Genomic DNA, 22,412 nt, shown 5'->3' with positions numbered 1-22,412 from the left:
TACTTTTGTTATAATGACACTAGTTAGTATTTCAATAAGCAAAGGAGCAAACGATGGAAAAGTATGATCTTATTGTGATCGGATTCGGTAAGGCAGGAAAAACGTTAGCAGGCAAGATGGCAGCACTTGGAAAACGAGTAGCCTTAATTGAGCAAAATGAGCGTATGTATGGCGGTACCTGCATTAATATTGGCTGTATTCCGACCAAATCCTTAATTATGGCCGCTGAAAGTAATTCGACTTTCGAGCAAGCAATGGAGCATAAGGATACCGTTGTTAGTCGGCTTCGTCAGAAAAACGCTAAAGCCCTAACAAGTTCTGGTGCGGTCCTTTATAATGGTAAAGGCAGTTTTTTATCCAATAAAAGGGTTCAGGTTGAGGCAGGCAACGACCGTATTGTATTAGAAGGTGAGACCATTGTCATCAATACAGGTGCGGTATCCAATCAATTCCCTATTCCTGGTTTAGCTGATAGTCGTCATGTGGTGGACAGCACCGCTATTCTTTCCCTTAAAGAACAGCCCAAGAGGTTAGCTATTATCGGTGGGGGCAATATTGGCTTAGAATTTGCCAGTCTTTATGCGAAACTTGGTAGTCAAGTCGTCGTCTATGAAGCTGCCCCAGCCATTTTAGGACGGTATGAGCCCACCGTGGCGCAACTGGCAAAAAGTTATCTTGAAGAAGATGGTGTCACCTTCCACCTCTCTGCATCCGTTGAAGAAATTAGCAATGATGAGGCTGGTCAAGTTCTTGTTAAAGCTAATGGAGAAACCAAGGCCTTTGATGTATTGCTCTATGCTATGGGACGCAAGCCCGCTACCGAAAAACTTGGGTTAGAACATACAGATATTGACATAACAGAGCGGGGAGCTATTAAGGTTAACGACTACTGTCAAACAAGTGTTGACGGGGTTTATGCTGTGGGTGACGTGACTGGCGGTCCTCAATTTACCTATACATCTCTTGATGATTTCCGAATTGTCTTTGGGCAACTGACAGGAAGCAGTACCTACAACCATCAAGAACGCGGATTTCTGCCAACAACGACCTTTATCGAACCGCCGTTATCTCAAATCGGCTTGACTGAACAAGAAGTCCAAGAAAAAGGACTTCCTTACAAGGCCAATGAACTCTTGGTAGCTAATATGCCGCGGGCTCATGTCAATAACGATCTTCGAGGAATCTTTAAAGTCCTTATTAATACAGACACCAAAGAGATTCTAGGAGCCACCTTACTAGGGGCACAATCCCAAGAATACATCAATCTTATCAAGATGGCTATGGACAACCATATCCCTTATACTTACTTGAAAAATCAGATTTTCACTCATCCATCAATGGCAGAAAATCTTAATGATGTCTTTAACATCTAACTCACTACACCTCACGATGTCATAAGAAAAACAAGTTTGTCTTTGCTGAGAATATCAGTCGGGACAAACTTGTTTTTGATGGAGTATGTTAAAAATAGTATTAACCTAAATTGGCAATAGTACACCCTGATCCACCTGCATTTTGTGGAGCATAGCCAAAGCTTTTGACATGCTTGTTTCGTCTGAGGTATTTGGTAACGGCTTCACGAATCACACCAGTCCCAATACCGTGAATAATATCTACTTGGCTCATATTGTTTAATAGTGCTTGATCGATAAAGCTGTCAAGTTCTTGCATAGCCTCCTCATAACGTTTCCCACGCAAATCCAGACGAGCACGTGGTCCAGTGCCGGCAGTCGCTTTTTTAACCACCTTGACTGGCTTTTTCTTAGGCTTTTGTGCTTCTTCAACAACCTTAACAAGGCTGAATTCGTCTTCACTGAGAGTCATTTTAATGAGACCGATTTGGGATTCCCATCTCTTGTCCTTGAGTTCTTTAACCAAGGTTCCGCGTTGCCCGTAGGCCGTTACAATAATGTCATCTCCTACACGAGGAGCTCGTAATTGTTTGGCTTTTTTCAAAACCTTGTTTTGCGCTAAATCTCTTTCTGGGACGAGTTGTTTGAGTTGTCCCTTGGCTTCAATAACTTCATGAGGTTTGAGCGCAGCCTTATCATGCAATCGGCTTAGGATACTGTCACTTTCTGCCAAGGCCATATCAACAATTTCCCGAGCTTCAAGCCTTGCTTTTTCAATTTCCTTGTCTTTGGCCTGTGAAAAATCATGGTACAGCTTTTTAACCGCACGGTTGAATTTGAGGTTGTCTTGCTCTACTTCTTTGATGTGGTCCAGACGCTTACGACTTTCCAAGGTTTGTTTTTCCAGCTGTTCAATAATGCGGTTGACATCACTATCAGTATCTGTCATGCTTTGAGCTTCATTGACGATGTGTTCTGCTAAACCAAGTCGTCTAGCAATTTCAAAAGCGTTTGATCGGCCAGGTACCCCTTGCATAAAGCGGTAAGTTGGTTTTAAGCTGATGCTGTCAAACTCCATGCTGGCATTTTCCACGTAGGGTGTTTCAATACCATAAGCCTTTAATTCTGGATAATGCGTGGTTGCCATGGTTTTAATATTGGTCAAACGTAATTGTTCCAGAATGGCCATAGCTAAACTAGCCCCTTCTTGGGGATCCGTGCCTGCCCCCAATTCGTCAAAGAGCACCAAACTTTCTGTGTCAGCCTGATTCAAAATAGCCACAATATGCGTCATGTGACTGGAGAAGGTTGACAAGCTCTGCTCAATCGACTGCTCATCTCCGATGTCCGCAAAAATACCATTAAAAACAGCCACCTTGGAACCTTTGTCAGCCAAAATAGGAAGTCCAGATTGTGCCATTAACTGTGCTAAACCAAGTGTTTTCAACATAATGGTCTTCCCACCTGTATTAGGACCTGTAATGACAATAACAGCTAAGTCTTTAGAAAAATGCAAATCGTTGGCAACAGGATTTTGCAAAAGAGGGTGGCGCACATTTAACAACTGTAAACTTTTGTCATCTGAAATGGTTGGAACCGTTGCCTTTTTGTCTTGCAGATAAAGGTACTTAGCCCGAACAAAATCCAAATGCCCCAACAACCAAGCATTATTTGCAAGAGCCCGACTGTGAGGACGAAGCATGTCTGATAATTCTTGAAGGACACGCGCCACCTCATAGCGCTCAGCTGCCTGCAACTGTGTCAATTCTTCATTCAGCTGCACAAGGGCTCTTGGTTCAATATAGACTGTATTACCAGAAGCTGACATATCGTGAACCACTCCAGCCACCTTATTACGAAAAGTGTTTTTGACAGGTAAGACGCTGCGTCCATTTCGACTAGCAATCAAACTTTCTGACAAATAGTCAGCCTGTTTTTTGAGGATCTCCTGTAACACTTGACGACTGGCATGCTCTTTATCTGAAATACTGCGGCGAATCTTTTCTAATTCTGGGCTAGCAAAACTTTCCACAAAACCGCTATCATTAATCGCCTGAAGGCCGCCTTGGAGGTTAGGAAAGAGCTCTAACTTCTCAAATAAAAGCTTTAGAGCCCTGAGTTCAACATTTTCTAACTCAGTGTAAAAACGGCTAGCTTCAGCTGATACCTGCAGCAATTTTTTGACCGCCAACAATTCAGTAATGTTTAAATCGGCTTCTAATTCCAGACGTCGCATGCTAACCGAAATATCTGATAGGCTTCCTAAAGCAAAGCTATGCTGCTCCACAAAAATAGCAGCCATCTCCTCGATCTCTAAGAAAGAATGTTTGATTTTGTCATGATTGGTTAAGGGCTCCAGTTGGTCCAACTCACGGCTACCTTGCTCTGTTTGCAAGTAAGTCCGAAAGTGTTCCTTAACCTTGTCAAAGTCTAACTGTTCTAAAATCTTTTTATCCATAACAGTATTATACCTAAAATTGCTTAAAATGGGGTAAGAAAGTCATCTTCTAACAGCTGGCTTATCCAGCTCAGCCATTCTGCCAAACCCCTAGCCCTAGCCCAACAAAAAAAGAACCTGTGGGCTATCCCCTTACAGATTCTATTCGGTCATAATGAGCAACTTTCTTTTAGACGATTGCTTGAACCCAAAGTTTGTGAATAACCGTCGTAAACGGAGGAAGCTGTTCAATCAGTAAACGACTGAGCGAACTAGCATGCAAGTGATTTTGAATAAAGGGCATAGGTACCGTTGCCAAAATAGATAACACCATACTCATAAAAAGAAGAGATACCAAAAGAGCACCCCCCCCACTGATAACCTTTGTCCACTGGTTGTCAAAATAATCAATAGGGAAAAGGTGAACCAAAACCCCAATGAGACGAATCAAGGCATAGGTCACTAAAAAGAGAGCAAAAAAGGCAATACCTGCATAATAAACCTTGCTGAGGTCAAATATATCAACCCCTTTAAAGAAGAAAGTCGTAGCCCCTTCGGCTGGATTAGAATAAGGCACCCAGAGGGTAATCTTGTGGGCCAATCCTACATAGAAATGGTGAGCCACAAGCAGCGAAAACAAGGCGCCAAGGGTATAAAAAGATTGCAGAATAATGCCTCTATTGTAACCAATATAGACATTCCAAACCAAAACAAGCATAATCAGTAATGATAACATGGCTAAACCTCATTCACATCTACTTGATTAGCCTTTTCTTGAAGGCCTGCTAAGGCTTTTTGGCGTAGTTCTAAGATTTCAGCCTCAATTTTTTCAATTTCAATTTCTCGACTTAACTGTGTGGATAAGGTATTAATGGCCATTAAAATAGCGACCGTCTCATCATCTGCTTCTGGCAGGTGTTCTCTGATGGTTTCATATTTTTCCTTAGCCACACGTTCCACTTCCTCCATAAAAAGGTTGTCTTTGTCCGTGGTCAATGTTAGTGTTTTTTCACCAAAGGTGAATTTGTAACGATTAATACTTTTCATAGGGTCACCTCTTTAGCATTATACCGTAAAATCAGGCATTCGTAAAATGTTGATAAGGCTTTTTGATAAAGCAAGACCACCATTTCACCCAAAAAATAAACTTGTAAATTAACCATAGTTAATGTTTTTATGTTAAAATAATCTCTATGAACACCTTAGTTTTGAAAATAGATGCTCAGTTGAGCCAGACTTTGAAAGCGCAGCTAGGTGCTGACCAGATCAGCAATAAAAATCCCTATGTGGCTTTTGCTGCCAAAAAAAATGGGGTTACCGTCCTCTTATACACGTCGGGCAAATTAGTCTTGCAAGGTTCGTCAGCTGATGCTCTGGCTCAGGAACTTGGTTTGCCAATAGCTGATTCAAGCCCTGAAAAACCAACCTCGGAGCAAAACATACCCATGATTGGTAGTGATGAGGTTGGCAACGGCTCTTACTTTGGGGGTATTGCCGTAGTGGCCAGTTTTGTTCGTCCTGAAGATCATGCTTTTTTGAAGAAGCTTGGTGTTGATGATTCCAAAACCTTAACAGATCAAACCATTCGGAAAATTGCACCTCTTTTAGAAGAAAAGATACCGCACAAATCTCTTCTTTTATCTCCTAAAAAATACAACGATAGGGTTGGGAAAGGCAAGGCTTATAATGCCGTTTCTGTTAAGGTAGCCCTCCATAATCAGGCCATCTTTTTACTTCTACAAACAGGTGTAAGCCCTGAAAAGATTGTTATTGATGCTTTTACCAGTCAAACCAACTACGAAAAACACCTTCAGAAGGAAAAAAATCATTTTTCCAATCCCCTAACCTTTCAAGAAAAGGCCGAAAGTCTCTATTTGGCGGTGGCTGTTAGCTCTATTATCGCTAGGAACCTTTTTTTAGAAAATCTTGATCAGCTCAGTCAAGAATTGGGTTATCGCCTACCTAGTGGGGCTGGTCAAGCCTCCGATAAGGTGGCTAGTCAACTCTTAGCTGCTTACGGCATGTCTAGCCTAGCATACAGTGCCAAACTCCATTTTGCCAATACTCAAAAAGCCCAAGCGCTTCTCACTAAACAGAAATAAAAGGAATCACATGAAACAGTTTATTAAAGAATGGGGACCCTTTACCCTTTTTCTAATCCTCTTTGGTTTATCTCGTCTCTTTTTATGGCAGGCTGTCAAAGTTGATGGGCATTCTATGGATCCAACCTTAGCCCATGGGGAACGCCTCATTGTTTTTAATCAAGCCCATATTGATCGCTTTGATATTGTTGTTGCCCGTGAAGAAGAAAATGGTCAGAAAAAAGAGATTGTCAAACGAGTTGTTGGTCTCCCTGGTGACACCATTGCTTACAGTGACGATACCCTCTTTATTAACGGTAAAAAAACAGACGAGCCTTACTTAGTCACTTATCTAAAACAGTTTAAAAAAGATAAACTCCAAAAGACCTATGCCTACAATAACCTCTTCCAACAATTAGCAGAGACTTCCGATGCCTTTACCACTAATGCAGAAGGGCAAACACGCTTTGAAATTAGTGTGCCAAAGGGAGAATACCTCCTACTTGGGGACGACCGTATTGTTTCACGCGATAGCCGCGAAGTTGGTAGTTTTAAAAAAGATAAACTTATTGGCGAAGTCAAAGCTCGCTTTTGGCCACTCAATAAATTAACCATTTTTAAGTAAAGAACAAACCTGCCTTCGAGCAGGTTTTCGACTATTCTTGCATAGACAGAAAGGTCCGTTATGGAATACTTTTTCACAGGTACTGTTGACCGTATTATCTTTGAAAACCAAGCTAATTTTTTCAAAATTCTTCTCCTTACAATCGAGGATACTGACAGTGATGTGGATGATATAGACATCATTATCACTGGAACCATGGCTGACATTGTGGAAGGGGAAGATTATACCTTTTGGGGAGAATTAACCCAGCATCCTAAGTATGGTCAACAAGTCAAGCTGAGCCGTTATCAAAAAATGAAACCCAATTCCTCTGGTTTAGTGACTTATTTTTCTAGTGACCATTTCAAGGGGATTGGGAAAAAAACAGCTGAAAAGATTATTGCTCTCTATGGCAATAACACCATTGACCATATTTTAGAAGACCCCAGTAAACTGGAAAGCATTTCTAGCCTGTCCAAGGTCAACCGCCAAGCCTTTGTAGCCAAACTCAAATTAAATTATGGTACCGAACAAATTATTGCTGGCTTAGCAGAGTTAGGCTTAAGCAACCGTTTTGCCTTTCAAGCCTTTGACCAATACAAGGAAGAAGCCATTGAGCTGATTAAGGAAAATCCTTACCGGCTAGTCGAAGACCTTCAAGGTTTTGGGTTTAAAATGGCTGATGCCCTAGCTGAAAACTTAGGAATTGAAAGCGACTCTCCTAAACGTTTTCGGGCAGCTCTTTTGCATTGTCTCTTGGAAGAATCAATCAACCAAGGAGATACTTACGTTCAAGCACGCCAATTACTATCTGTTACCATTAATCTCTTAGAAGATGCCCGTCAAGTAGAATGTCAGCCAGCTGCTGTTGCCCAACAATTAACCTCCTTGATTGAAGAGGGCAATATTAAAAATATTGACACCAAGCTTTTTGATACCAGCCTTTACTTTGCTGAGGAAGGAATTGCCAAAAATATCAGAAGACTTTTAGACCAACCTCTGGACAGTCACCTTAACTCTGAGGCTATCCAGAAAGAAATTCAAGCCCTTCAAGATAAATTCGGCATCACCTATGATCAAGTCCAACAAGAAGCTCTTGAGAAGGCTTTGACCAGCAAAGTATTTCTACTAACAGGGGGACCAGGTACTGGAAAAACCACTGTTATTCGAGGAATCTTGCAAGCCTATGCCAAGCTTCACCAGCTTGACCTTGACAAAAAAGATCTTCCTATTTTATTAGCAGCCCCAACAGGACGAGCAGCTCGGCGGATGAATGAGCTGACCGGACTTCCTAGTGCTACTATCCATAGACACCTCGGTTTAACTGGCGATAGTGACTATCAAACCATAGAAGACTATTTGGATTGTGATTTGCTGATTGTGGATGAATTCTCCATGGTTGATACTTGGCTTGCCAATCAACTGCTATCTGCTGTCAGCTCGACCACTCAGGTCATTATTGTGGGCGATAGTGACCAGCTGCCTTCTGTCGGCCCTGGGCAAGTGTTGGCAGATCTTTTAAAGGTCAAAAATCTCCCACAAATTGCCCTAAGGAAAATCTTTCGCCAATCTCAAGAATCAACCATTGTAGCGTTGGCAGATCAGATGCGTCGTGGTATTTTAGCTCCAGATTTTAGAGAAAAAAAGGCTGATCGTTCTTATTTTGAAGCACAAGCAGCCTTTATCCCTGACATGATTCAAAAAATTGTGCTTTCTGCTATCAAAAGCGGTATTCCTGCTGAAGAAATTCAAATTTTAGCCCCTATGTATAAAGGACAGGCTGGCATCAATCATCTCAATCAACTAATGCAAGATCTCCTCAATCCCTTAGAAGAGCAGACAGAATTTCTGTTCAACGACACCCGCTTCCGTAAGAGGGATAAGGTTTTGCACTTGGTCAATGATGCTCAACTCAATGTCTTTAATGGCGATATTGGTTATATCACTGACTTGATTCCAGCCAAATACACTGAATCCAAGCAGGACGAATTAGTTATAGCATTTGACGGCAGCGAAGTAACTTATCCTCGAAATGAATGGCTTAAATTAACCCTTGCCTATGCCATGAGCATTCATAAGTCGCAAGGTAGTGAATTTCAGGTTGTTATTTTGCCAATCACCCGTCAAAGTGGACGACTGCTGCAACGCAATCTTATTTACACAGCTATCACACGTTCCAAAAGCAAACTCATTATGCTAGGAGAATTGGCCGCTTTTGATTATGCCATTCACAATGAGGGCATCAAGCGACAAACTTATTTGGTGGAACGCTTCCAAGAGCAAGAACCTGAAGAAAAAACTCAGACCAACCAAACACAAGCTGACCTCGAAAAATCTGCAAATCACTTAAATGGTCAAGTAATCAGTCGTTCAAAAGCACATTCAACCAAGGCTAGCCTAACCAAGCAACAGCAGCCCCTTTGTGTCTTAACTCCTGATAATTTTCTTACCATTGATCCGATGATAGGGATTACAGAAGACGACATCTGCCACTTTTTTCAGAAAAATCCCTAAGAAAGCGTACTTTTGAGTAACTTCTATGGTATAATGTTTTTGTATTAGCACATTATGCTATTTTAAATTAAGGACTTTAGGAGGGTTATATGATTTCCTACGAAAAAGTGCGCCAAGCACTCAAAACATCTACTGTGGCTATCATTATTCTGAATGCTATCGGTATTATCTTGTCACTCATTGGTTTTGCTGGAATTTTCTTCTTACAAAACCAATTGAAGAATGAAGAATTCCGCGCCCAATTAACAACTGAACAATTAGCCCAGCTACAAAGTAGCATGACACCATTTATGATTTTCCTATCTGTCTTAAATGTGCTTGCTATTATTGCCATTATCATCTTTTGTGCTCAAAACTTATCCAAACTAAAACAAGGATTAACTGTTAGCTATGTCCCTTATATCTTAGGGCTTATCCTTGTCGTTATTAGCTTAGTTAGCCAATTTTCAACGGCCTTCTCCGTTATTGCACTTGTCCTTACCCTTGCACAAGCTGCTCTTTATGGCTTTGCTTTTTACAAAGCTAAAACCCTTAACGAAAAAGATAATGATACAGACCAAGACCAAACTATACTGTAGCAGACTAATAGATCCAAAAGCTGATTAGGGAACTCCCTAGTCAGCTTCTTTTTTCTCCTAAATGAGGGGAACGAAAATAACACTCTTCCTCCTATAAATCCAAAGAAATGTCTGCCACCTTATCCTCCAAATTGGTCATGGTCACTCCCAACAAACGAATGCCGACAGGATTTTCGATTAAGCTATCAAAAATATCAGCAGCAACTTGTTCAATTTGCGCAGCCTCCCTTGTCAATTCTGTTAGGGTTACTCGCTTAGTCAAAGTAGTAAAATCGGCATAACGCACTTTGAGCACAACTGTTTTACCTAATTTTTTGTGCTCTTGTAAGAGAGCTGCCACACGCTTAGCATTCTTACTGATTTCTGCCTTGATGTCTGTTTCTTGATAAAGGAGCTTGGCGTACGTCCTCTCACTGCCAATTGACTTGCGTATCCGATCAGGCTTGACGGGAGAATGGCTGATGCCCCTAGCTTTTCGATAGAGGTCAAAACCAAAACGTCCAAAATGGTCAATCAAGGTCATTTCAGGAACTGCTAACAAATCCTGTCCTGTATAAATCCCCATGTCATGCAGTTTTTCAACCGACTTTTTACCAACCCCATGAAACTTTTCAATGGGGAGTTTAGCTAAGAACGAAAGGGCATCTTGGGGCAAGACTAGGGTGAGACCACGTGGTTTTTCAAAATCACTTGCCAATTTAGCTAAAAATTTGTTATAGGACACACCTGCTGAACAGGTCAAGCCCACTTCCTGCCAAATATCGTGTTGAATCAGCTTGGCTATTTTAACAGCAGATTTGATGTCTAGCTTATTATCTGTGACATCCAGATAAGCCTCATCAATAGACATAGGCTCTACCAAATCAGTATAACGCCTAAAAATACGACGAATCTGGTGACCTACTGATCGATACTTATCGTAATTTCCTGAAATGAAAATGGCTTTGGGACAACGCTCATAAGCTTCCTTAGAGCTCATGGCCGAATGAATGCCATATTTTCTCGCTTCATAATTACAGGTGGAAACAACTCCTCGCCCTCCCGTTTCTCTTGGATCTTTCCCAATCACAACGGGCTTTCCTCTTAAGATAGGGTTGTCCCTTTCTTCCACTGCAGCAAAAAAGGCATCCATATCAATATGGATGATTTTTCGTGAGGTGTCATTAATTAGTGGAAAAATAAGCATAAGTCCCTCCCCTCTCTATTATACCTTTTAGGCGTTCTAAAGCCAAAAGAATGCGTTCTAATACAGTTTGTGACTGTTTCAACAATCTGTATTATAAAAGAATCTTAACTTTGTCAAGAATTTTGCTTGGGAAAACGTTTCCTATGTGTTAAACTTAGAATTGTAAATGTAACAGATCGCTTTGTTACTAGAATTTAAGGAGACATTTATGGCAACTGTTAAAACTAACTCAGATGTTTTCGAAAAAGCTTGGGAAGGCTTTAAGGGAACTGACTGGAAAGAAAAAGCAAGTGTATCACGTTTCGTCCAAGCTAACTACACTCCATATGATGGCGACGAATCTTTCTTAGCTGGAGTTACTGAACGTTCACTTCACATCAAAAAAGTTATCGAGGAAACAAAAGCCCACTATGAAGCTACTCGTTTCCCATATGACACTCGCCCAACATCAATTGCTGGTATCCCTGCTGGATATATTGACAAAGACCAAGAATTGATTGTCGGTATCCAAAACGATGAGTTGTTTAAATTGAACTTCATGCCAAAAGGTGGTATCCGCATGGCGGAAACAACGCTGAAAGAAAATGGTTATGAACCAGACCCAGCAGTACATGAAATCTTCACTAAATATGTAACAACTGTTAACGACGGTATCTTCCGTGCTTACACCTCAAACATCCGTCGTGCCCGCCACGCTCATACTGTAACTGGTCTTCCAGATGCTTACTCACGTGGACGTATCATCGGTGTTTACGCACGTCTTGCCCTTTACGGTGCAGACTACTTGATGCAAGAAAAAGTCAACGACTGGAATGCTATCACTGAAATCGATGAAGAATCAATCCGTCTTCGCGAAGAAGTTAACCTCCAATACCAAGCCCTTGGTGAAGTAGTTAAACTCGGTGACCTTTATGGTGTTGATGTTCGTCGTCCAGCAGAAAACGTTAAAGAAGCTATCCAATGGGTGAACATTGCTTTCATGGCTGTATGTCGTGTCATCAACGGTGCTGCAACATCACTTGGACGTGTGCCAATCGTTCTTGACATCTTTGCTGAACGTGACCTTGCTCGTGGTACCTTTACAGAATCAGAAATCCAAGAATTCGTAGATGACTTCGTGCTTAAACTTCGTACGGTGAAATTTGGACGTACTAAAGCTTACGACGCCCTTTACTCAGGTGACCCAACATTCATCACAACTTCTATGGCTGGTATGGGTAACGATGGCCGTCACCGTGTAACTAAGATGGACTACCGTTTCTTGAACACGCTTGATAATATCGGTAACTCTCCAGAACCAAACTTGACTGTTCTTTGGACTGATAAATTGCCAGAAGCATTCCGTCGCTACTGTATGAAAATGAGCCACAAACACTCTTCTATCCAATACGAAGGTGTCACAACAATGGCTAAAGAAGGTTACGGCGAAATGTCATGTATTTCATGCTGTGTGTCACCACTTGACCCAGAAAATGAAGAACAACGTCATAACATCCAATACTTCGGTGCTCGTGTAAACGTGCTTAAAGCCCTTCTTACTGGACTTAACGGTGGTTACGATGATGTTCACAAAGACTACAAAGTATTTAACGTTGTTGAGCCAATCACATCAGAAATTCTTGAGTACGACGAAGTTATGGCTAACTTTGAAAAATCTCTTGACTGGTTGACAGATACTTACGTAGATGCCCTTAACATCATTCATTACATGACTGATAAATACAACTACGAAGCTGTTCAAATGGCCTTCTTGCCAACACACCAACGTGCGAACATGGGATTCGGTATCTGTGGTTTCGCTAATACGGTTGATACCTTGTCAGCTATTAAGTACGCAACCGTTAAAACTATCCGCGACGAAAATGGTTACATCTATGACTACGAAGTTATCGGTGACTTCCCTCGTTACGGTGAAGACGATGACCGTGTAGATGACATTGCGAAGTGGTTGATGGAAGCTTACCACACTCGTCTTGCAAGCCACAAACTTTACAAGAACGCTGAGGCTTCAGTATCACTTCTTACCATCACATCAAACGTTGCTTACTCTAAACAGACTGGTAACTCTCCAGTTCACCGCGGCGTATTCTTGAACGAAGATGGAACAGTTAACACTAGCCAAGTAGAATTCTTCTCACCAGGTGCTAACCCATCCAACAAAGCAAAAGGTGGCTGGTTGCAAAACCTTAACTCACTTGCTAAACTTGAATTCTCACACGCTAACGATGGTATCTCATTGACTACTCAAGTATCACCTCGTGCTCTTGGTAAAACATTTGACGAACAAGTTGACAACTTGGTAACAGTTCTTGATGGTTACTTTGAAAATGGTGGTCAACACGTTAACTTGAACGTTATGGACCTTAACGATGTTTATGACAAAATCATGAACGGCGAAGACGTTATCGTGCGTATCTCTGGTTACTGTGTCAACACTAAATACCTTACACCAGAACAAAAAACTGAATTAACGCAACGTGTCTTCCACGAAGTGCTTTCAATGGACGATGCTGCTGAAGCAATCTCAAAAAAATAATAAGACTAACCTAGATATGATTAATCACTATATCTAGTCACTTTAAGGAAGTGGGAGAACCTATCTGATGTCAATAGCATCAAAGGGTTGTCCTACTTCTTTTTTTAACTTATAATAACCTTATGATTATCAAACAAACACGAAATACCCTAACTGATACTTATTTGGACGCTGTGAAAATCAGACGTCAAGTCTTTATTGCCGAACAAGGGGTTCCTGCCCAGCTTGAGATTGACCGCGACGAGGCCTACTGCCTCCATTTTGTTCTTTATGATGACAAGGGAAAGCCTTGTGCCACTTGCCGACTGCTGCCTGATCCCAACCATAAAACCGTTACCTTACAACGCATGGCCGTTCTCAAAGGCTACCGTGGTCAAACCTTAGGGCAACAGTTAATGACCTATGTCCTCAAGTATGCCAAACAACAAGAAATTGAGCGTGTCACTCTCCATGCTCAGCTCACTGCCAAAACCTTCTATGCCAAGTTAGGATTCCAAGAAGAGGGAGAGATTTTTGACGAAGCAGGGATTGAGCATATTACCATGACCCAAAAACTAGCCTAGTAAAACTTGAGAGAGAAGATCAAAAAGCCCTATTATTGACTTAAAGCACAATAGTAGGGCTTTTAACGGAAGGGATTGAGACATTATTGTCTTTGATAAAGGTGATCAGAAATGATTGCAGAGCCTTTGACTGGCATCAGAAGGGGCAGCCTTTCGTCGGAATGGTATCCTTTATCAACGGCTTTTAGGTTATCAAAAAGCTGTTCAAGAGTATGATTTAAACATTCATCTCTTGAGCAAAGAGATTTCGTTTGAGGGAGGAGTACTTTTAGGAAAAGCTATTGCACAGTATAACCCCAAACAGATTACTGCTATTTTTTCTACTGCTGATGAAATGTTTGTTGGTGTTCAAAAGGTATCGAAACCTCTGGTCAACAAGTTCCTTCTGATTTTTCACGAATTGCTTTGATAATTTACCGTTCATGTCTTATACGAGGCCTAAACTGACCACCGTCCATCAGGAAACAACACAGAAAGTTCAACTATCCTTAATGTCTGGTAAACCTATTGAAACCAAACAAGCCCTTCTTCTCCAATTTATGAAAAGAGAATCTGTCCTTGACAGAAGAAAAACACCCTAAGCATCCGATTTCTGAAACGCTAAACGAAAAACGAAGCCTACACTTACTACCGTGTGAGCTTCGTTTTTATAGTGTTCCTTCATAAACTGATAAGTAACCTAAGGCATACATTACATCACTTATCTTTTTTCAAGTCGTCAATGATAGCGTCTCGAATGAAGCGACGTTCCTTAATCCAGAGAGGACGGTTGTCCTTGTCATAGGTCCGATTTGTCAAAAAAATAGCTGCTGTTTGCTCTTGCTTATTGAGCATGATAAAGGGACCTGTATAACCTGTATGGCTAATCCAATCCCCATCTAGGCTCCATCCTAGCGAACGTGGAGTTGGTTCTTGACTATAATTAGCCCATAAGCCATCTGAAAAGGCATCCTCTAAGTGATGGTTAATAAACCGCTTCAAATCTGTCACCGTTGAAAACAAGCCTGCTGAGCCTGCATGCCTTCCCAAGACCTTAGCCTTGGGATCATGAACCCGTCCATCTCTTATTCCTTTGAAGGTAGGCACTGCTTCTGGTCGTGGCCCAAAGGAAGTTTCTGTCATGCCAAAGGGCTCAAAGACCTGTTCTTGAAAAAGCTGATCCAGGGACTTGCCACAATATTCCTCTAACATGAAACCGAGCAGCAGAAAATTAACATCGGTGTAATGAAAGGTCCTATCGTCCTTGAGAGCCAAGTGATTTAATGACGCTTTTAGTTCCTGCGCATTGAGTTGGTCACGATTAGGGATATAAGGATCCAAGCCACTGGTATGGGTCAATAATTGACGAATCGTCACTCCTTCATGAACCATATCAGGGTAGTAAGTTTTTAACGGAAGATCCAGCTCTAGGGCTCCGCTATTCACCAAAAACAGACAGACCGTGGCAACCCCAACAACTTTTGACACACTGGCCAAATCATAAACCAAGCCTTCTTTGACAGCCTGATGACCATCTGTTGTCCCAAAGTAATAGTCTTGCCATTGACCAGACTGAAAAAGGGCTAGACTAGCCCCTCTGTACAATCCTTTTTGGATATGGTCTTCAATTTGTTTCAGGAGGCCAAGGGTCATTTCGTAAACCAAATTTCTATCTGACTTGGGTCAGAAATCACTAAAACCTTATGCTTTTTATCTGCATAAACCGCATGACCTGCCTCTTCCAAATGCATTTTTAAAGCTGGCATGTCATAATCCGCTGGTACTTGGAATTCTAAAATTTCCAGATCCCAGACAATATGAGGATCTATGGTTAAGTCAGGACCCTCTTCCTGAATAAAATCCATAGCTACTGGTAAGTGCTCACCAAATAAGCCATGGTAAAACCGTTTGGACTGTTCTTCACTTGGAACGTTTAACACGATAATGTCAAAGCTAAATTGACTCAATCCCTTAAAGGCCATATCTTTTTCAAACGATGGTAACTCAGCCCCTTCAAGACTTTTGATGTCATCTTCAGCATGCAATAAAAAGCGATCTCCTTCTGGTGAGACAGTTTCAAAGGCATACCCATTTTGCCCTTTAAAAAGGGTATCATAATGTGCACCATGGGCCAATAACTGCTCAATCTCCTTAGGTTGATTCGTTTTCATCACAATCGTATTGACCTTTTTAGGACCTTCCACGGCACGTGTTCTAACTGAAGGAGATTCTTCAATTACAAATTGTTCTTGTCCTGGTCCCCAAGATGAAAAAATTGCAATCGCATTTTCCTCTGACACCAAACGGAGCCCTAGATTTTTTTGATAGAAAGCGATATTGAGATCACGATTATTGACACGTAATACTGGGGTCTTAAAGACAATATTTTCAAATAAAGCCATCATTTCCTCCTAATCCTCTGCTATTATAGACAAAATTCTGCTTTTTGACAAGAAATTATGTGCTCCTTACCTAAAGTGTCAGGGATAACTAACCATTGACCTCCCAATGAGAGCCTAACCTATCAATACTAATACGTCAACAGCTGATCACGAAGCCTCCAAATACTTGACCCTATATTTGACATTGACCTCACCTTTAGACGAAAAGAACTTGATTGACGACAGGGCATTTTTTTTGTAAACTAGTCTCTATGAATGAAATGATTATCCTCAGACTGATACAAGCTTTGCTGGTCTTGGCAATGCTTTTTATTTTCCTAACCTTGGTTTGGCACCTCAAAACTCAAAAAATTAATCCTTTCAAACGTTTTTGGACAGGTTTTTGGATTGGTTTGGTGACCGATGCTCTTGATACTCTTGGTATCGGGTCATTTGCCACAACGACAACTTGTTTTAAATTGACCAAGTTAGTCACTGATGACAGAAAGTTACCCGGAACCATGACTGTTGGTCATGTCCTACCAGTCCTTATTCAGTCACTCTGCTCTATTTTTGTGGTGAAAGTTGAAGTGCTGACCTTAGTAACCATGGCTGCGGCAGCCTTTATTGGAGCCTATTTTGGCACTAAAATTACCAAAAACTGGCATACCCCAACTGTACAACGTATTCTTGGCTGCCTCTTGATTGTGGCAGCTATCATTATGATTTTCCGAATGGTCTTTCACCCAGGAGACAACCTCTCTGATGCTATTCACGGACTTCATGGCATTTGGCTTTTTGTCGGAATCGCCTTTAACTTTACAGTTGGTGTCTTGATGACCATGGGTCTTGGAAATTATGCCCCTGAACTCATTTTCTTCTCGCTGATGGGGCTTAGCCCAACAGTGGCAATGCCTGTTATGATGCTCGATGCCGCTATGATTATGACAGCTTCTAGCAATCAATTTATCAAAGCTAATCGAGTCAGCTGGGAGGGGTTTGCCGGTATTGTTCTTGGTGGGATTATCGGTGTCTTACTAGCTGTTTTCTTCCTAACCAATTTGGATATTAATAGCTTAAAACTTTTAGTAGTTCTTATTGTCATCTTTACAGGCGGCATGTTAATCAAGTCGTCACTTAATCCCTCTATTGCTAAGAAGCAACACCATTAACAAGTCTTATTGTCGTGAAGGCTCTTAAAAACCATTTCTAAGAGCCTTTTGTTTTGCCATTAATCGCTTACAAAAAAGGGGCACACCTCTTTTCAGAACGTAGACAAACTTTATTTTTAAGAAGGTGTCGATGAAAATGATTTAATGATCACGACTTCAACCAACTCTTGAAATGCCTATTTTATCGTATTTCAGGAGTTTTTCTTTTTTAGAAGAGCAAAAAAGATTGAAGAAAAATTGTCCTAAATGAACTTTCTCTTCAATCTGAAAGAGACTTACATCTCTTTTTCTTATTATTTGATATAAAGGAATTTGAATAGAGCAATAGCAACAATTGCAGCAACAATCGGTGCGATAACAGGAACCCATGAGTACCACCATTTTGAATCGCCTTTGGCTTGCCCAAGGACTGATTTTGGTAAGAAATGGTGAACCAAGCGAGGACCAAGGTCACGGGCTGGGTTAAGAGCTGGTCCAGTAGGACCTCCTAGTGAAGCAACCAATGTCATTACCAAGAAACCAACAGCAATGTGAGCTACAGCAAGGCTACCTGTAATGTATGGGGCAACTTGTTGAGTTGCAACAGCCTTATCATAACCAGCTTCAATCAATTTACCTACTAATTCTGCACCAAAGAAGTTCTTTGTGAGAGCAAGGGCACCAAAGAAAAGAACAAATGACCCTGCAAATTCATTGGCAAAACCATTGATGAGCGATGCTTTTTGACTTGCTTTTGTACCGTCATCAAGCGCAGAAATGGTTGAGAAGGAACCCAAGACTGGATTTGGATTTTCTGTTTTTCTAAAGTAAGGGCCGTAAACACCAACAACAACAAGTTGACCAAAGATTGCTCCAAGCAGTTGTGCTACAATGTATTGTGCAACATGTGCCCATGGGAATAAGCCTGAAACAGCAAGACCCAAAGTAAAGGCAGGATTGATGTGGTTTCCTGAAACATTACCAAACATTAAAGCAGGCATCATCACCGCAAAACCATAACCCAAGGCAATGATAACCCAACCTGAGTTATTACCCTTTGTTCCTTTTAAGTCAACGTTTGCAACGGCACCATTCCCCAAGATAATAAGCAAGGCAGTCGCAAGAAATTCTGTGATATACTTCACAGTCCATGTAACATCCATGTGTCTTTAGTTCCTCCATTTTATGATATTGTTTAGACAAGTACCATTCTATCAAGTATAATAGATAATGTAAAGCTAGTTCGCCTAATTAAAACGTTTACTTTCAAGAAAGGATTTGACACAAACATGAAATACAATCAGTTTTCTTACATCCCTACTTCCACAGAAAAAGCTTTGGAAGAGCTCCATTCTTTAGGATTTGAATTGAGCATAGAAAAAAGTCCGAAAGACAATATGGAAGTTTTTCTGCGTAGGCTATTTTTTCATTTTAAAAACACGGATTACCCTATCAGTCAGTTAATTGCCAGTGACTCTGTGGACCTTCTTTCTTTTTTGGAGTCCAAGGCTCCTCTAACCAGAGATGTTTTTGAATTGATTGTCTTGCAACTTCTTGGTTTTATCCCAAACGTGGATTTCACATCAGCCAAGGACTTTGTCAAAAGGATTGCTTTTCCGATTAACTTCGATAGCAAAAATATCATCAATCCTTTGCACCACTTGCTAGCCACCCGTATGAAATCTGGTATGACCCTAATTGACCATTTGGTCAGCCAAGGGCTTTTACCAATGGATAATCACTACCACTATTTTAACGGTAAATCTCTGGCTACGTTTGATACAAATGACTTGATTCGGGAAGTCGTCTATGTCGAAACCCCTGTTGATACTGATGAAGATGGCAAACTGGACTTAATCAAAGTCAATATTATTCGTCCCAAAACCAGCCAAACGTTACCAACAGTGATGACTGCCAGCCCTTACCATGAAGGGGTTAACGAAGTTGCTAATGACAAGCGACTTTACAAGATGGAAGCCGACTTAACTGTCAAGGAACCCCACACCATTTCTATTTCACGCGTTGACTTCATGCCCTTTAAAACAAAACCAGCTGAAGTGCCCGTTACAGAAAGTCAAGAAAGCTTCAGTTACATTAGTTCTTATACCCTCAATGACTACTTCCTAGCCCGTGGGTTTGCCAATATCTATGTTTCTGGTATTGGAACCGCTGGATCTGCAGGTTTTATGACCAGCGGTGACTACAATCAAATTGCTAGCTTTAAAGCTGTGATTGACTGGTTGAATAGCAGAGCAAATGGCTTTACCAGCCACAAGCGTGAGGCCCAAGTCAAGGCCGATTGGTCAAATGGACTCGTTGCTACTACTGGAAAATCTTATCTCGGTACCATGTCAACGGGGCTTGCAACCACAGGTGTTGATGGTTTAGCTGTTATTATTGCTGAAGCAGCCATCTCTTCTTGGTATGACTATTACCGTGAAAATGGTTTGGTCTGCAGCCCCGGTGGTTACCCTGGCGAAGACTTGGACGTTCTGACTGAACTAACCTACTCCCGTAACTTACGAGCTGGTGACTACCTCTATCACAATAGCTATTATGAAATTTTATTACGAAACCAAACACGAGCCCTTAAACGTGAATCTGGAGACTATAACCAGTTTTGGCATGACCGCAATTACGTGCAAGAGGCAAAGCATATCAATTGTGAGGTGGTTTACACCCACGGACTCCAAGATTGGAATGTCAAACCAAGGCAAGTATATAATATTTTCAACCACCTGCCTGAAACCGTTGGCAAACACCTGTTCCTACACCAAGGGCAACACGTTTATATGCACAATTGGCAGTCTATTGATTTCCGTGAAAGCATGAATGCCCTCCTCTGTCAAAAAATGTTGGGAATTGATAACGGCTTCCAATTGGAAAAAATCATTTGGCAAGATAACCAAAAGGAACAAAGTTGGCAAGTGCTAGAGCAATTTGGTAGCTCACATCAGCAACAATTCCCACTTGGCAAAGACCTTGTTCTCATTGACAATCACTATTGTGAAGAAGACTTTACCCGTTTTGGGAAATCGTTTCAAACCTTCAAAAAAGCATTGTTTGACGCCAAGACCAACCAAGCCCATGTTGACATCATTTTAGAAGAAGACTTGCCAATCAACGGCGAAATCATCTTGCAACTCAAACTGAAATCAAGTGAAAATAAGGGTATTCTCTCAGCCCAAATCTTAGACTATGGTAAGAAAAAACGGTTTACAGATCTACCAGAAAATTTAGAGCTTACTAGTATTGATAACGGTCAAAACTTCTCTCGGGAAGCTCTCAAAGAATTGCCTTTTAAAGACAGTCCTTACCGTGTCATTACCAAAGGTGTGATGAACTTGCAAAACCGCAACGACTTGCTGACTGTTGAAATTATTCCTAATGATGATTGGATGACAGTCAATTTCCATCTACACCCAAGCATCTACCATTTGGAAAAAGGTGATACTCTGAGAATCCTCCTGTACACTACTGATTTTGAACACACCATTCGTGATAACAGCAATTACGCGCTGACCATAGACCTTAGCCAATCACAACTAATTGTCCCAGTTGAAGCAAATTAGATCGTCAAAAAAGCTAGCAAAGGTACTTTGCTAGCTTTTTTAACATCTTCTTTATCAAATCACTTTGACGTCACTGAGCTTACTGGCTGACTTTTTTACCAGCTTCTTTTCCTGAATGAAGGCTGTAAATAGCATCAATGTGAATCACACCAGCTGCCTTTGGCACTCCCATTTTACCTTCGGCCCAGGTTTTTGCTTCTTCAAAAAGAGGCCCATTGTCAACCATTTCTGCATGACCACAAAAACGGTAGCCCCTCAAACAATCACGGTTCACATAAGCCACTTCGATCTTGCCGTTAGCTTCGATATTAGCTTGGGTCTGACCACCTGTATTTTCATTAAAAATAAGGGTCTGATCATCCAACAGACGCATGGAGCGCTTGGGACCAATATTAGGATTGCCCTCATTATCTACTGTTGCAACCACTGCCAATTGGCTGGCAATCATCTCTTTCATTTCTTCTGTAAACATATTATAACTCCTTTTTTAAAATAGTTTAGTCAATGGACTATGCTTTGATTATAACATGAAAAAGGAAGGAAAAACAAAAATAAGTAAGTTAGCCTAATTTTTTGTTTATGCTCACCTAATAACAACTGGAGATAGCTCAGTTAAAAAAGTTACCAATGGTAACTTTTTTCTCTCTCCCTTAATTCATAAAATCCGAATCAATCCCTAAAAAAATATCATCAACAGAAATCGTCAATGCTTCTGCGATACCTTTTAACTTTTCATATTTAGCCCGTCTTAATTTTTGAATATCTTTTTCATATCTAGCGATGGTTCGAACAGAAATACCTGTTAGCGTTGATAATTCTTGTTGGGTCATTCTTTGGGCCACTCTTAATTCTTTTAAGGTTGATTTTGTCACGGTTTTCCCTCCACACTAAAATAAGATTAGTTACTTATGATACGTTTATTATAAACTTCGGTTTTTATGAAGTCAAGTTTTTAAGAGGATTTTACGGCTTCTTTTGATAAATCTTTTGCTTTACCCTCTTTTATGGTATCATATTTTATATAAGGAAAAGGAGAACAGTATGTCCGCAAAGAAAACTTTTTTTGCAAGTAATTTAAAATATCTTAGATTAAAAAAGAATATGGAACAATTAGAACTTGCTAATCTCTTGGGACGAAAAAGTTCTTCCTCAATTAGTGAATGGGAAAAGGGTAAATACACTCCCAAATCAGGACTCCTAAGTGATATTGCTGCTATTTTTGATGTGAGTTTGACCGATTTAATGGAAGAAGATTTAACCTTGGAAGGCAGGGGCGTTCCTTACCATTTGCCCCAGCGCGACCTGGTCATGATTTCAGAACGCTTATCCGAAAACAACTACAATAAATGGCTGAATTTTGCCCAAGATCTCTTGCAACAACAAGACAAGGAAGACAAGGAACCTGACAGTCATTAAAAGGACCAGTTGACAAGTCTTCTTTTTTCCGGCTATTTCATCTTTTACTGCTATAAACAAAC

The 22,412-nt window shown here is 40.9% G+C and carries 19 protein-coding genes; 10 read left to right on the top strand and 9 right to left on the bottom strand.

Annotation, left to right across the window (positions count from 1 at the left end; all coding sequences use genetic code 11):
* Window positions 1-53 precede the first annotated feature (53 nt).
* On the top strand, window positions 54-1,373 hold the full coding sequence (locus EL097_RS04545; protein ID WP_003045190.1) for an FAD-containing oxidoreductase: 1,320 nt from the start codon (window positions 54-56) through the stop codon (window positions 1,371-1,373).
* 100 nt (window positions 1,374-1,473) lie between these two features.
* On the opposite strand, the gene EL097_RS04540 is transcribed toward EL097_RS04545, so the two are convergent.
* The 3 genes from EL097_RS04540 to EL097_RS04530 form a co-directional block, all read right to left on the bottom strand.
* The gene (locus EL097_RS04540) at window positions 1,474-3,810 is read right to left on the bottom strand and encodes an endonuclease MutS2 (protein ID WP_003045192.1); all 2,337 of its coding nucleotides are present in this window, start codon (window positions 3,808-3,810) and stop codon (window positions 1,474-1,476) included.
* A gap of 169 nt (window positions 3,811-3,979) precedes the next feature.
* Complete coding sequence (locus EL097_RS04535; RefSeq protein ID WP_003045194.1) at window positions 3,980-4,525, bottom strand: CvpA family protein; 546 nt, start codon at window positions 4,523-4,525, stop codon at window positions 3,980-3,982.
* Window positions 4,526-4,527: 2 nt separating this feature from the next.
* Window positions 4,528-4,836, bottom strand: a complete 309-nt coding sequence (locus EL097_RS04530) for a hypothetical protein (protein WP_003045196.1) — start codon at window positions 4,834-4,836, stop codon at window positions 4,528-4,530.
* Between the two features lie 146 nt (window positions 4,837-4,982).
* Here EL097_RS04530 and rnhC point away from each other — a divergent pair, with 146 nt between their 5' ends.
* The 4 genes from rnhC to EL097_RS04510 all read left to right on the top strand — a co-directional run bounded on the left by rnhC (window position 4,983) and on the right by EL097_RS04510 (window position 9,566).
* The gene (gene rnhC / locus EL097_RS04525) at window positions 4,983-5,891 is read left to right on the top strand and encodes a ribonuclease HIII (protein ID WP_003045200.1); all 909 of its coding nucleotides are present in this window, start codon (window positions 4,983-4,985) and stop codon (window positions 5,889-5,891) included.
* A gap of 10 nt (window positions 5,892-5,901) precedes the next feature.
* Complete coding sequence (lepB, locus tag EL097_RS04520) at window positions 5,902-6,495, top strand: signal peptidase I (protein ID WP_003045201.1); 594 nt, start codon at window positions 5,902-5,904, stop codon at window positions 6,493-6,495.
* Window positions 6,496-6,555: 60 nt separating this feature from the next.
* Complete coding sequence (gene recD2, locus EL097_RS04515) at window positions 6,556-8,988, top strand: SF1B family DNA helicase RecD2 (RefSeq protein ID WP_129544938.1); 2,433 nt, start codon at window positions 6,556-6,558, stop codon at window positions 8,986-8,988.
* 89 nt (window positions 8,989-9,077) lie between these two features.
* Complete coding sequence (locus EL097_RS04510) at window positions 9,078-9,566, top strand: hypothetical protein (RefSeq protein WP_003045206.1); 489 nt, start codon at window positions 9,078-9,080, stop codon at window positions 9,564-9,566.
* 91 nt (window positions 9,567-9,657) lie between these two features.
* On the opposite strand, the gene dinB is transcribed toward EL097_RS04510, so the two are convergent.
* On the bottom strand, window positions 9,658-10,752 hold the full coding sequence (gene dinB, locus EL097_RS04505) for a DNA polymerase IV (RefSeq protein ID WP_003045208.1): 1,095 nt from the start codon (window positions 10,750-10,752) through the stop codon (window positions 9,658-9,660).
* 208 nt (window positions 10,753-10,960) lie between these two features.
* On the opposite strand from dinB, the gene pflB reads away from it, so the two are divergent.
* The gene (pflB, locus tag EL097_RS04500) at window positions 10,961-13,288 is read left to right on the top strand and encodes a formate C-acetyltransferase (protein WP_003045209.1); all 2,328 of its coding nucleotides are present in this window, start codon (window positions 10,961-10,963) and stop codon (window positions 13,286-13,288) included.
* Window positions 13,289-13,410: 122 nt separating this feature from the next.
* Entirely contained in the window at window positions 13,411-13,851 is a 441-nt protein-coding gene (locus EL097_RS04495) for a GNAT family N-acetyltransferase (protein ID WP_003045211.1), read from the top strand.
* A gap of 696 nt (window positions 13,852-14,547) precedes the next feature.
* On the opposite strand, the gene EL097_RS04485 is transcribed toward EL097_RS04495, so the two are convergent.
* Both EL097_RS04485 and EL097_RS04480 read right to left on the bottom strand, forming a co-directional pair.
* Window positions 14,548-15,483, bottom strand: coding sequence for a serine hydrolase domain-containing protein (locus tag EL097_RS04485; protein ID WP_003045214.1), 936 nt, complete (start codon window positions 15,481-15,483; stop codon window positions 14,548-14,550).
* Window positions 15,480-16,232 (bottom strand): CppA N-terminal domain-containing protein, encoded by a 753-nt coding sequence (locus tag EL097_RS04480; RefSeq protein ID WP_003045216.1) that lies wholly within the window; start codon window positions 16,230-16,232, stop codon window positions 15,480-15,482. Before EL097_RS04480 ends, EL097_RS04485 begins: the two co-directional genes overlap by 4 nt.
* A gap of 251 nt (window positions 16,233-16,483) precedes the next feature.
* On the opposite strand from EL097_RS04480, the gene EL097_RS04475 reads away from it, so the two are divergent.
* Entirely contained in the window at window positions 16,484-17,383 is a 900-nt protein-coding gene (locus tag EL097_RS04475) for a sulfite exporter TauE/SafE family protein (protein WP_129544937.1), read from the top strand.
* Window positions 17,384-17,676: 293 nt separating this feature from the next.
* On the opposite strand, the gene gla is transcribed toward EL097_RS04475, so the two are convergent.
* The gene (gene gla, locus EL097_RS04470) at window positions 17,677-18,525 is read right to left on the bottom strand and encodes an aquaglyceroporin Gla (RefSeq protein ID WP_003045219.1); all 849 of its coding nucleotides are present in this window, start codon (window positions 18,523-18,525) and stop codon (window positions 17,677-17,679) included.
* A gap of 126 nt (window positions 18,526-18,651) precedes the next feature.
* On the opposite strand from gla, the gene EL097_RS04465 reads away from it, so the two are divergent.
* Complete coding sequence (locus EL097_RS04465; protein WP_129544936.1) at window positions 18,652-20,934, top strand: Xaa-Pro dipeptidyl-peptidase; 2,283 nt, start codon at window positions 18,652-18,654, stop codon at window positions 20,932-20,934.
* Window positions 20,935-21,013: 79 nt separating this feature from the next.
* Here EL097_RS04465 and EL097_RS04460 read toward each other — a convergent pair whose 3' ends face one another.
* Both EL097_RS04460 and EL097_RS04455 read right to left on the bottom strand, forming a co-directional pair.
* On the bottom strand, window positions 21,014-21,406 hold the full coding sequence (locus tag EL097_RS04460; protein WP_003045223.1) for a pyridoxamine 5'-phosphate oxidase family protein: 393 nt from the start codon (window positions 21,404-21,406) through the stop codon (window positions 21,014-21,016).
* 178 nt (window positions 21,407-21,584) lie between these two features.
* Window positions 21,585-21,806 carry a helix-turn-helix domain-containing protein gene (locus EL097_RS04455; RefSeq protein ID WP_003045225.1) on the bottom strand — a complete coding sequence of 74 codons (222 nt, stop codon included), beginning with the start codon at window positions 21,804-21,806 and terminating at the stop codon, window positions 21,585-21,587.
* Between the two features lie 169 nt (window positions 21,807-21,975).
* Between EL097_RS04455 and EL097_RS04450 the strand changes: the two genes are divergently transcribed.
* A complete protein-coding gene (locus EL097_RS04450) occupies window positions 21,976-22,350 on the top strand; it encodes a helix-turn-helix domain-containing protein (protein WP_003045226.1) in 375 nt (124 codons plus the stop codon).
* Window positions 22,351-22,412 lie beyond the last annotated feature (62 nt).

The organism is Streptococcus canis (genome assembly GCF_900636575.1).
GTDB classification, from domain to species: domain Bacteria; phylum Bacillota; class Bacilli; order Lactobacillales; family Streptococcaceae; genus Streptococcus; species Streptococcus canis.
The sequence above is the reverse complement of the archived record's forward strand: the minus strand, read 5'-3'. Positions and strand labels throughout refer to the sequence as shown.

Excerpts from the sequence above, each read along its gene's own strand:
- EL097_RS04545 (WP_003045190.1), top strand. The coding sequence starts at position 54 with ATGGAAAAGTATGATCTTATTGTGATCGGATTCGGTAAGGCAGGAAAA.
- EL097_RS04540 (WP_003045192.1), bottom strand. The coding sequence starts at position 3,810 with ATGGATAAAAAGATTTTAGAACAGTTAGACTTTGACAAGGTTAAGGAA.
- EL097_RS04535 (WP_003045194.1), bottom strand. The coding sequence starts at position 4,525 with ATGTTATCATTACTGATTATGCTTGTTTTGGTTTGGAATGTCTATATT.
- EL097_RS04530 (WP_003045196.1), bottom strand. The coding sequence starts at position 4,836 with ATGAAAAGTATTAATCGTTACAAATTCACCTTTGGTGAAAAAACACTA.
- rnhC (WP_003045200.1), top strand. The coding sequence starts at position 4,983 with ATGAACACCTTAGTTTTGAAAATAGATGCTCAGTTGAGCCAGACTTTG.
- lepB (WP_003045201.1), top strand. The coding sequence starts at position 5,902 with ATGAAACAGTTTATTAAAGAATGGGGACCCTTTACCCTTTTTCTAATC.
- recD2 (WP_129544938.1), top strand. The coding sequence starts at position 6,556 with ATGGAATACTTTTTCACAGGTACTGTTGACCGTATTATCTTTGAAAAC.
- EL097_RS04510 (WP_003045206.1), top strand. The coding sequence starts at position 9,078 with ATGATTTCCTACGAAAAAGTGCGCCAAGCACTCAAAACATCTACTGTG.
- dinB (WP_003045208.1), bottom strand. The coding sequence starts at position 10,752 with ATGCTTATTTTTCCACTAATTAATGACACCTCACGAAAAATCATCCAT.
- pflB (WP_003045209.1), top strand. The coding sequence starts at position 10,961 with ATGGCAACTGTTAAAACTAACTCAGATGTTTTCGAAAAAGCTTGGGAA.
- EL097_RS04495 (WP_003045211.1), top strand. The coding sequence starts at position 13,411 with ATGATTATCAAACAAACACGAAATACCCTAACTGATACTTATTTGGAC.
- EL097_RS04485 (WP_003045214.1), bottom strand. The coding sequence starts at position 15,483 with ATGACCCTTGGCCTCCTGAAACAAATTGAAGACCATATCCAAAAAGGA.
- EL097_RS04480 (WP_003045216.1), bottom strand. The coding sequence starts at position 16,232 with ATGGCTTTATTTGAAAATATTGTCTTTAAGACCCCAGTATTACGTGTC.
- EL097_RS04475 (WP_129544937.1), top strand. The coding sequence starts at position 16,484 with ATGAATGAAATGATTATCCTCAGACTGATACAAGCTTTGCTGGTCTTG.
- gla (WP_003045219.1), bottom strand. The coding sequence starts at position 18,525 with ATGGATGTTACATGGACTGTGAAGTATATCACAGAATTTCTTGCGACT.
- EL097_RS04465 (WP_129544936.1), top strand. The coding sequence starts at position 18,652 with ATGAAATACAATCAGTTTTCTTACATCCCTACTTCCACAGAAAAAGCT.
- EL097_RS04460 (WP_003045223.1), bottom strand. The coding sequence starts at position 21,406 with ATGTTTACAGAAGAAATGAAAGAGATGATTGCCAGCCAATTGGCAGTG.
- EL097_RS04450 (WP_003045226.1), top strand. The coding sequence starts at position 21,976 with ATGTCCGCAAAGAAAACTTTTTTTGCAAGTAATTTAAAATATCTTAGA.